Source organism: uncultured Flavobacterium sp. (assembly GCF_963975005.1).
Lineage (GTDB): Bacteria > Bacteroidota > Bacteroidia > Flavobacteriales > Flavobacteriaceae > Flavobacterium.
Window position 1 is genome coordinate 19453 of sequence record NZ_CAXBFR010000024.1, and the last position, 9731, is coordinate 29183.

Below are 9731 nucleotides of genomic sequence, written 5' to 3' on the forward strand. Positions count from 1 at the left end.
TACAATGAAAAAAATATACCTAATTATAGCAACATCACTTATTTTAATATCATGTGGTGGTGATAAAAAAAACTCAACTGCCTCTGTAATTGAAAAAGGAACGCTTGAAGAAATGCGTGCTAAAAGAACAGAACTTGTAGCTAAATCAGACGATTTAAGAAAAGAATTAGAATCATTAGATGAAGCAATTGGAAAAAAAGACACAAATGAAAAACTAACACTTATTACAACATTAGCTGCAAAAGATACTGTTTTTAATCATTATGTAGAATTACAAGCAAATGTTCAAACCAAAGAAAACTTGATGTTAAATGCTGAATTTGGTGGGATTTTACAACAACTTTATGTAAAAGAAGGTCAAAAAGTTGCCAAAGGTCAAACTCTTGCCAGAGTTGATGATGGTGGATTAAGTTCTCAGTTAGCACAAATGGAGACACAGGCTGCTTTAGCAAAAACTACTTTTGAAAGACAACAAAATCTTTGGAATCAAAAAATTGGTTCAGAAATTCAATACCTTCAAGCTAAAACAAATTATAATGCGCAGTTAAAATCTGTTGCTCAAATGAGAGCTCAATTATCTAAAACAGTAATAAGAGCACCGTTTTCTGGAACAATTGACGAAATTGCTTCGGAAAGAGGAAGTGTTGTTGGCCCAGGTTCACCAATATTAAGAATTGTAAGTTTAGGAAATATGTATCTTGAAGCTGAAGTACCAGAAAAAAATATCGAAACAGTAAAAAAAGGTTCAGATGTTATTGTTGATTTCCCTGTTTTAGGTGAAACATTTACAACAAAAATAACTCAAGCAGGAAACTATATCAATCCAGCAAATCGTTCTTTTATGATCCAAATTGCTGTGCCAAATAAAAGTGGAAATATCAAACCTAATCTTTCTTCAAAAATTCAGATAAAAGATTATTCAAATCCTAAAGCAATTACGGTTCCAACAAGTATTATTTCAGAAAATGCTGATGGAGAACAATTCTTATACATAGCTCAAAATCCAGATAAAAATGGAAATGCTATTGCAAAAAGAGTTATTGTAAAAGTTGGTTTATCGCAAGGTGAATTAGTAGAAATTGTTGAAGGAATTAAAGATGGTGATTTAATCATCAAAGAAGGTGCACGTAGTGTTAAAGATGGACAAAAAGTATCAATAATTAAATAAGCAGAAAAGAAATTATGAGTACTCAAAACAATAACGAATTTAAACTTTCGTCTTGGGCTATTGAAAACAAGATGACGGTTTATGTAATGATGGTGATTATCTTATTTTTAGGATTATCCGCTTATTACAGTATGCCAAGGGAAGATTTTCCTGAAATTAAAGAAACTAAAATATACATCAGTACGGTTTATCCAGGAAATACTGCAGAAGATATTGAACGTTTAATTATTGATCCTTTAGAAGAAGAAATCAAAAACGTAAGTAACGTCGTAAAAGTTCTTTCTACTTCTCAAGAGGATTATGGAATTATCACTGTTGAATTCGACGAAAAAATTACAGTTGAAGCTGCAAAACAAAAAATAAAAGATAAAATTGATACCAAAACAGGTGGTGAAGATTGGCCAACCTTCAATGGTGCTAAAGTAGAACCTAATGTTTTTGACCTTAATATTTCTGAAGAAGTTCCGATTCTTAACATAAATATTCAAGGAGATTATCCAATTGGGCAGTTAAAAGTGTTTGGTGAATATTTAGAAGACCAAATTGAAGCATTATCAGAAATTAAACAAGTAGATATTCGTGGTGCACAAGAAAAGGAAGTAGAAGTTGCCGTAGACATCTACAAAATGATGGCTTCAAAAGTGAGTTTTGATGATGTTATTAATGCCGTTAGAAACGGAAACGTAACTATGTCTGCTGGTAATCTTATCGCAAACGATCAAAGAAGAACTATTAGAATTTTAGGTGAAGTTGAAAATCCGTCAGATTTAGAAAATTTTGTGGTTAAAACACAAGGTGGTGCCGTTTATCTGAAAGATATTGCAAAAGTGACCTTTAAAGAAGTTGATAAAACAACCTATGCTAGAGAATTTGGAACAAGTGTAGTGATGCTTGACGTGAAAAAACGTGCTGGTAAAAACATGATTGAAGCTACTGAAAAAATTAAAGTTCTTTTAGAAGATGCAAAATTAAATCACTTCCCAAAAGATTTAACAATTTCTGTAACTAATGATCAATCATCACGAACTTTAAATCAAGTCGATGATTTAGTAAATAACATTATTTTCGGAATTATTTTAGTTGTTGGTGTTTTGATGTTTTTCCTTGGGTTTAGAAATGCGCTTTTCGTAGGATTTGCCATTCCAATGTCGATGTTTATGTCGTTTATGATTCTAGATGCTTTAGGATACACTATGAATACGATGATTCTTTTCGGATTAATTATGGGACTAGGAATGCTAGTGGATAATGGTATTGTCGTCGTCGAAAACGTCTACCGTTTAATGGAAGAAGAAGGAATGAGTCGCATCCAAGCTGCTAAAGAAGGAATTGGCGAAATTGCTTTACCAATTATCATTTCTACAGCTACAACTGTGGCTGCCTTTGTACCACTAGGTCTGTGGCCAGGAACAATGGGCCAATTTATGATATATTTTCCCATAACTTTATCAGTTGTTTTAGGTTCTTCATTATTTGTGGCTATCTTTTTCAATTCCGTTATGGTTTCTCAATTCATGGATATTAATGAGAAAGTAGTTTCAAGAAAACAGTTAATTAGCTTATCTATTATTTTAGGAGGAATTGGAACACTAATTCTGCTTTTTGGTGGGCCAATAAAAGCTTTTGGTTCATTGATGATCTTTACTGCTCTTATGTTTTGGTTGTATAAATATGTGATAAAAGACTTAACCACTTCATTTCAACATAATTTATTAACTCGATTAGAAAACTTTTACGAAAACACATTACGTTATTTTTTATCTGGAAGAAAACCAGTTATCACAATTGTCGCAATGGTAGTAATGTTCTTTGCCGTTCTAATGTTGTATTTTGGATGGAGCGTAGGAAGTGGAAGAACTAAAGTTGAATTTTTCCCAGACAACACACCAAATCAAATTATAGTTTATATCGAATATCCTCAAGGAACTGATATTAAAAAAACGAATGAAATTACAAAATCAATTGAAAAACGTGTCTTTACGGTTTTAGATGATAAAAATTTCGTTTATACAGATGAAGAGGGTAAAAAACAAAATTATTTAGTAGAAAATGGAGTTGCTCAAGTAGGTGAAGGTGCCGGAAATCCTCAAACAGATGGTGGTTCTTCTGCAGAAATGCCTCACAAAGGTAAAATAACAATCTCTATGAAAGAATTCAAATTTCGTGATGGTAGAGATTCTGAAGATTTACGTAAAAAAATTCAAGCTTCGTTAAAAGACATTTATCCTGGAGTTTCTATTTCTGTTGAAAAAGATGCTGTTGGTCCACCTGCAGGTTATCCTATCAATATAGAAATTAAAGGAGAAGATTATACAGAATTAATCACTACTGCTGAGCGAATGAAAGATTTTTTAAATACAAAAAACATTCCGGGTATTGATGAATTAAAAGTAGATGTAAACAAAGACAAACCTGCAATGAGAGTTGTGGTTGATAGAGAGAAAGCTGGTGAATTAGGCGTTTCAGCTGGTCAAGTTGGAAACCAATTGCGTCGCTCTATTTTTGGGGAAAAAGCTGGTATTTATAAAAATGATGGCGAAGACTATGATATCTATGTTCGCTTTAACGAAGAAAACAGATATAATAAAAGTGCACTTTTTAATCAAAACATTACGTTTAGAGATATGGCTTCTGGACAAATTAAAGAAATTCCGGTTTCTACAGTTGCTAGTCAAAAGAATGCTTCTTCATTTAGTGCTATTAAACACAAACATTCAGGTAGAGTTGTAGTTTTATATTCAGCTTTGGCACCCGGATTTACGGATGCTGGTGCTGCTGTAGCTCAAATTCAGGCAGAAATGGCGTCGTTTGATGCTCCAAAAACAGTAAAATTTGATTACACAGGACAATTAGAAGAACAAGGAAAACAAATGACTTTCTTAATGGGAGCTTTATTTACTGGTCTATTCTTGATTTTCTTAATCTTAATTTTCCAATTTAATTCGGTTTCAAGACCAGCAATTATTATGGTGGCTGTATTCTTGAGTTTTATTGGTGTATTCTTAGGATTAATGATTACAGGAAAACCCTTTGTAATTATGATGACCATGATGGGAATTATATCATTAGCCGGAATCGTTGTAAACAATGGTGTTGTACTACTCGATTATACCGATTTATTAATTGCTCGAAAAAGAGAGGAATTAGACGTTGATAAAAAAGAACTATTAAGTAACGAACATGTTTTTGAAGCTATTGTAAAAGGTGGAAAAGCGCGTTTAAGACCTGTGTTATTAACTGCAATAACAACTGTTTTGGGGTTAATTCCATTAGCAATTGGTTTCAACATTGATTTCTTTAGCTTGTTTGCTACAGGTAATCCACATGTTTATATGGGTGGTGATAACGTTATTTTCTGGGGACCATTAGCTTGGACCGTAATCTACGGGTTAATCTTCGCTACATTCCTAACATTAATTGTTGTGCCAGTACTATTTTACTTGGTAAACAGAGTTAAAAACAGAATCAAGAATAGAAAAAATCACACTAAAACTATTGAAGAAATAGGTGGTTAATAAGTATGAATTTATACTAAAAAAAAACTCCTTAGATTAATTTCTAAGGAGTTTTTTAGTAAGATAATTTGCTGTTTTAATGTGATATTAATATTCGGATTTAAGGTGACTTCTTTCTTATTACTAAAAAAGTTAACTAAAGGAGCCTCTAAATTAATCAATAACTAAAGCTTTTATTGAAAGATCTAAATTATTCTATATTCACATAATTTAAAAATTATAGATACTCTTTTGTTATCCTATAAAGTAAAATACTTTGTCCATATTGAATTCATTAAGAGTTACCTTATTTCTAATCCACAGAAAACTTACATATAAAATATCTAAGTTCTTTATTAGTTTAAATTATAAGACTCAACGTTTTTGTTTGTGTATTTGTATATTTGTTTGTTTATCATTAATTAAAAATTATACATAACAAAAAACCACCAGTTTGCACTGATGGTTTTTTCCTTTTAAAAGATGAATAATAAAAAGTTGTTGTATTTTTAGTTTAAAACTGTTTTGATTTCTTCAACAGCAGGTGCAGCGTCAACTTTACCTTTAATAGTTAATGATTTTGGTAATTCAGAATCACTAGTCGTAACTGTTATTGATTTTGTGAAAGCTCCAGCAGCAGATGCATTATATGTTGCAGCAACCATTCCTTTTTCTCCTGGTTTAATTGGAGTTTTAGTATAATTTGCAGCAGTACAACCACAAGAAGGTCTTACATTAGTAATTAAAATAGTTTCTTTAGTAGTATTAGTGAAAGTAAATTCATACGTTGCTGGTTTACCTTGAGATAATGTCCCAAAATCATGCATATCGTTTTCCCACTTAAGTTCAGATGCAACTTGTTTTGTAACAGTATTTGCAGTTTTCATTTCTGGAGTTTGAGCAAAAGATGCAGCAGAGATAAATAATGCTACTAATGTTAATTTAATTGTTTTCATAATTATATGTTTTAATAATTTGTTTTTATTTTACCTTTACAAAACTAAATATATTTTACAGCGCTTTTGTTAATCACTTTTTAATGATTGTTAATGAGTTGTTAATGATGTAATTTTTATATCAATTATGTGCTAATATAGCATCAATTATGAGACTAACAAGATTTAATATTGTAATATTTATTGGCTTCCTAGCAATTGTTGGCGTAATCATTATGCAATTGTTATTACTAAATAAAGCTTTACGCTTTGAAAAGAAAGAACTGGAAAGTAAAATATTTTTTGCGCTTCAAGATGTTGTTGAACACATATATTCTGACAACAAATCGAATTTAATGTTTAACAAACAAATTCAAAAAGTTTCAGATGATTACTATATTGTAAATGTAAATGATGTTTTCGAAAATAAAATACTAGAACATTATTTAAAGGTAGAATTCCAAAAAGTAAATATTGATTTAGATTTTGAATATGCTATTTATAATTGTGGGTCAGATAAAATGGTTTATGGTAACTATGTTTCTTCATCTGGTAAAACATCGGATAAATGTGAAGAATGTTTTTCAACCAATAGTGATTTAATTTATTATTTTGCCATTCGTTTTCCGGATATAAACAAAACATTTTATGGCAATTTGCAACAATATTGGATTTTTACTTTTGTCTTGTTCTTTGTATTAATTGTCTATGTTTATTCAGTTTTTATGATGTTGCAACAAAAAAGATATACAGAATTACAAAAGGATTTCATCAATAATATGACACATGAATTTAAAACGCCTTTGTCCTCTATTTTAATTGCTTCAAACTTTGCAAATACTCAAAATGAAATCAAGGACAATCCTAAATTGTCAAAATATATTCAAATTATTATAAATCAAAGCAATAAATTAAATCAACATATTGAAAAGATTTTATACGTTGCTAAAACAGATAGCAATCAAATAGAATTAGTAAAGACAAATGTTGACTTGACGAAAACAATTGAATTAGTAAAAGAAAATATTGAATTAAAATATCAAAAGGAAAATATATTTAAAATAGAATTAGACAATAACTATAGTATAAATGCAGATGAATTTCACTTATACAATATAATATATAATATTTTAGATAATGCGGTTAAATATTCTGGAAAAGATATCGAAATAACTATCAAATCTAAGGAAACTAAAAACGAATTAGAGTTAAGTATTATTGATAATGGAAACGGAATTCCCTTAAAAGATTTGCCTTTTATTTTTGATAAATTTTATAGAGTAACTCGAGAAGATAATAAAGATATTGAAGGATTTGGAATTGGCCTTTCCTATGTAAAACGTATTTGTGATTTACATAAATGGAAAGTTTCATTAAAGAACAATCCAAATAAAGGAATAACCGTTAAGATTTTAATAAACAAACAAGATGTAAATGGATAAGAAGCGAATTTTATATGTAGAAGATGATGAAACATTAGCTTTTTTAACTGCTGATAATTTAGAACAACATTTTGAAGTAATTCATTGTAACAACGGAAAAGAAGCTTTTGAACTTTTTTGCAAAGATGATTTTGACTTATGCGTTTTAGATATCATGCTTCCAGACATGGATGGTTTTGAGATTGCAACTGAAATTAGAAAACGGAATCAAGAAATACCAATTATTTTCTTAAGTGCAAAAACTTTAAAAGAAGACAGAATTAAAGGATTGAAATTAGGTGCTGATGATTATTTAATAAAGCCCTACTCTATTGAAGAATTGATATTAAAGATTGAAATATTTTTAAATAGAAGTCAAAAATCAGTTGAGAAAAACATAAAAACCTACCAATTTGGTTCGTTTGAATTTGAACCTGCAAATTATCAACTTAAGAATAGCGAAAAAAACATTACTTTAACCGAAAGAGAAGCTGCTTTATTGCAATTGTTTTTAGACAATCCTAACTCAGTTTTAAAAAGAGAAAAAATCTTAACAGCACTTTGGGGAACAGATGATTATTTTATGGGAAGAAGTTTAGATGTTTTTATTTCGCGTTTACGAAAAATTATAAAAGAAGAAACCAACGTTAGAATAGAAAACATTCCAAGAGTTGGTTTCAAATTAGTTATAGAATAAATTAATAACTTAAAACATAAGCTTCAAGTGCTTTTAATTCATCATCACTCATAGCTTTAGTAATGGCAAAATTAGCTTTCATTACCTCATATTGAGATGGATCAACAAGTGGTTTGCCCTCCTCTTTTAAGAAAGAAACAATACTAGCATTTTGTTCTTTGTAGATTTTTGAAATGTCTGCCAAACTAGGCCCAATAACTTTTACATCTGGCTTATGACAAGCGGTGCAAGTCCCTTTGCCTTCAAAAATAGTTTTCCCTTCAGCCACTAAAGGATTTTCCGCAACTTCTTCAACTGCAGTTTCTGTTGTTACTTCTTCGGCCGATTTGCCAAAATCTTCTTTTGGCTTTTTGTCGCCACAACTTGCAAAAAATAAAACAATTAGTAGAGCAAAAAAATGTTTAACGTAAGTTTTCATTTTGAAAAAATTTAAAATTATATCAAATATAAGGTATCTATTTAATTTAGGATGTAATAAATGTCACACAATAATCTACCAACCCACATAACTTGGAGGTTTAATTTCATTTAAGTTAAGATATACAATCAATTGACCACGATGATGTGTAACATGATCTTGAAGCAAATTTAGAATCTGTAACTTTGTCTTAGGACCAGCAAAAAATTCGACTTCATCTTTTAAGTTTTCTGGTTTTGTGTTTTTTATGACTTCATAAACTTTATCAAAAGACATTTCTAACATTGAAATAATTTCTTCTTTGGAATACGTTTTTTCATCTTTCTTTTTATCAAATTTTTCAGCAGTAAAATAAGTTGTGCCTAACCAATCTATATTTCCTTTTATATGAAGCAATTGTTCTCTAAAAGACATTTCTCTTTCTGTGGGTTTATAACTATAACTTTCTTCAGGCATTGCTTTAGCAATATCAACCATATAAGTTTTTGAATTTTCCCATTTTTCAAGAAAAGCCTCTATTGATTCGTTTTGAGAAAAACCAATAATTGAAAATAGTAACATTACAAAAAGAAATACTTTTTTCATTATTTTTTATTTAATAGAATAGCAGCTTCTTTGGCAAAATAAGTTGAAATCAAACTTGCACCTGCTCTTTTAATACACATTAATTGTTCCATCATGGTTTTGTCGTGGTCTAACCAACCTCTTTCGGCAGCAGCTTTAACCATTGCATATTCTCCAGAAACATGAAATACAGTTACCGGAACATTGACAGCATTTTTAACCTCTCGTACAATATCTAAATAAGCAATTCCTGGTTTTACCATAACCATATCCGCTCCTTCTTCCACATCCCAAATAGCTTCTTTAATAGCTTCAATGCGATTAGCATAATCCATTTGATAGGTTTTTTTGTCTTTTGGCACTTCAACATCAGCATCTTTTGGAGCAGAATCTAAAGCATCGCGAAAAGGACCATAAAAAGCAGAAGCATATTTAGCCGAATAACTCATGATTCCAACATTATGAAATCCTGCAGCGTCTAAACCTTGACGTAAACGTAAAACTCTTCCGTCCATCATATCGCTTGGTGCCACAAAATCGGCTCCAGCTTTTGCATGAGAAACAGCCATTTTTACTAATGCATCATTTGTAGCATCATTGGCAACATCACCATTTTCAATAATTCCATCGTGACCATAAATTGAATAAGGATCAAGAGCAACATCAGGCATCACAATCATTTGCGGACAAGCTTTTTTGATAGCTTTTATGGCTTTTTGCATTAGTCCATTATCATTCCAAGCCTCTTTTCCAGTATTGTCTTTTAAAGATTCATCTACTTTTACATAGATATTTACTGCTCTTATTCCTAAATCGAATAATTCTTTAACTTCTTCAACGGTTAAGTCGATAGAACGACGAAATATTCCTGGCATCGAAGGAATTTCAATTTTTACATTTTCTCCTTCCGCAATAAACATGGGAAACATAAAGTCAGCTGGACTTAAACTTGTCTCACGAACTAAACTTCTTATAGATTCATTTACTCTTAATCTTCTACTTCTGTGTAATGGAAACATAATTTTCTATATTTA

Annotated in this window: 8 protein-coding genes; 4 read left to right on the forward strand and 4 right to left on the reverse strand. The window is 30.4% G+C overall.

Features of this window, described 5'->3' with window-relative positions; translation table 11 throughout:
• Window positions 1-4: 4 nt before the first annotated feature.
• Together AACZ53_RS04790 and AACZ53_RS04795 are read left to right on the forward strand one after the other, a co-directional pair.
• Window positions 5-1168: an efflux RND transporter periplasmic adaptor subunit gene (locus AACZ53_RS04790; RefSeq protein WP_339835204.1), complete on the forward strand. Its 1164-nt coding sequence runs from the start codon at window positions 5-7 to the stop codon at window positions 1166-1168.
• A gap of 14 nt (window positions 1169-1182) precedes the next feature.
• Entirely contained in the window at window positions 1183-4683 is a 3501-nt protein-coding gene (locus tag AACZ53_RS04795; protein WP_339835205.1) for an efflux RND transporter permease subunit, read from the forward strand.
• Window positions 4684-5171: 488 nt separating this feature from the next.
• Here AACZ53_RS04795 and AACZ53_RS04800 read toward each other — a convergent pair whose 3' ends face one another.
• The gene (locus AACZ53_RS04800; RefSeq protein ID WP_339835206.1) at window positions 5172-5618 is read right to left on the reverse strand and encodes a DUF1573 domain-containing protein; all 447 of its coding nucleotides are present in this window, start codon (window positions 5616-5618) and stop codon (window positions 5172-5174) included.
• 149 nt (window positions 5619-5767) lie between these two features.
• Here AACZ53_RS04800 and AACZ53_RS04805 point away from each other — a divergent pair, with 149 nt between their 5' ends.
• Together AACZ53_RS04805 and AACZ53_RS04810 are read left to right on the forward strand one after the other, a co-directional pair.
• Window positions 5768-7039, forward strand: coding sequence for a HAMP domain-containing sensor histidine kinase (locus AACZ53_RS04805; RefSeq protein WP_339835208.1), 1272 nt, complete (start codon window positions 5768-5770; stop codon window positions 7037-7039).
• Window positions 7032-7715: a response regulator transcription factor gene (locus tag AACZ53_RS04810; protein WP_339835209.1), complete on the forward strand. Its 684-nt coding sequence runs from the start codon at window positions 7032-7034 to the stop codon at window positions 7713-7715. The genes AACZ53_RS04805 and AACZ53_RS04810 overlap by 8 nt, the downstream gene beginning before the upstream one ends.
• 1 nt (window position 7716) lies before the next feature.
• On the opposite strand, the gene AACZ53_RS04815 is transcribed toward AACZ53_RS04810, so the two are convergent.
• From AACZ53_RS04815 to hemB, 3 genes are all read right to left on the reverse strand, one after another.
• Window positions 7717-8133, reverse strand: a complete 417-nt coding sequence (locus AACZ53_RS04815; RefSeq protein ID WP_339835210.1) for a c-type cytochrome — start codon at window positions 8131-8133, stop codon at window positions 7717-7719.
• A 75-nt stretch (window positions 8134-8208) separates the two neighbouring features.
• On the reverse strand, window positions 8209-8718 hold the full coding sequence (locus tag AACZ53_RS04820) for a DinB family protein (protein WP_339835211.1): 510 nt from the start codon (window positions 8716-8718) through the stop codon (window positions 8209-8211).
• Window positions 8718-9716, reverse strand: coding sequence for a porphobilinogen synthase (gene hemB, locus AACZ53_RS04825; RefSeq protein ID WP_339835214.1), 999 nt, complete (start codon window positions 9714-9716; stop codon window positions 8718-8720). Before hemB ends, AACZ53_RS04820 begins: the two co-directional genes overlap by 1 nt.
• Between the last annotated feature and the right edge of the window lie 15 nt (window positions 9717-9731).

What these genes read in the sequence shown, in the direction of transcription:
- hemB (WP_339835214.1), bottom strand. Translation starts at nt 9,716, where the DNA reads ATGTTTCCATTACACAGAAGTAGAAGATTAAGAGTAAATGAATCTATA.
- AACZ53_RS04805 (WP_339835208.1), top strand. Translation starts at nt 5,768, where the DNA reads ATGAGACTAACAAGATTTAATATTGTAATATTTATTGGCTTCCTAGCA.
- AACZ53_RS04820 (WP_339835211.1), bottom strand. Translation starts at nt 8,718, where the DNA reads ATGAAAAAAGTATTTCTTTTTGTAATGTTACTATTTTCAATTATTGGT.
- AACZ53_RS04795 (WP_339835205.1), top strand. Translation starts at nt 1,183, where the DNA reads ATGAGTACTCAAAACAATAACGAATTTAAACTTTCGTCTTGGGCTATT.
- AACZ53_RS04815 (WP_339835210.1), bottom strand. Translation starts at nt 8,133, where the DNA reads ATGAAAACTTACGTTAAACATTTTTTTGCTCTACTAATTGTTTTATTT.
- AACZ53_RS04800 (WP_339835206.1), bottom strand. Translation starts at nt 5,618, where the DNA reads ATGAAAACAATTAAATTAACATTAGTAGCATTATTTATCTCTGCTGCA.
- AACZ53_RS04790 (WP_339835204.1), top strand. Translation starts at nt 5, where the DNA reads ATGAAAAAAATATACCTAATTATAGCAACATCACTTATTTTAATATCA.
- AACZ53_RS04810 (WP_339835209.1), top strand. Translation starts at nt 7,032, where the DNA reads ATGGATAAGAAGCGAATTTTATATGTAGAAGATGATGAAACATTAGCT.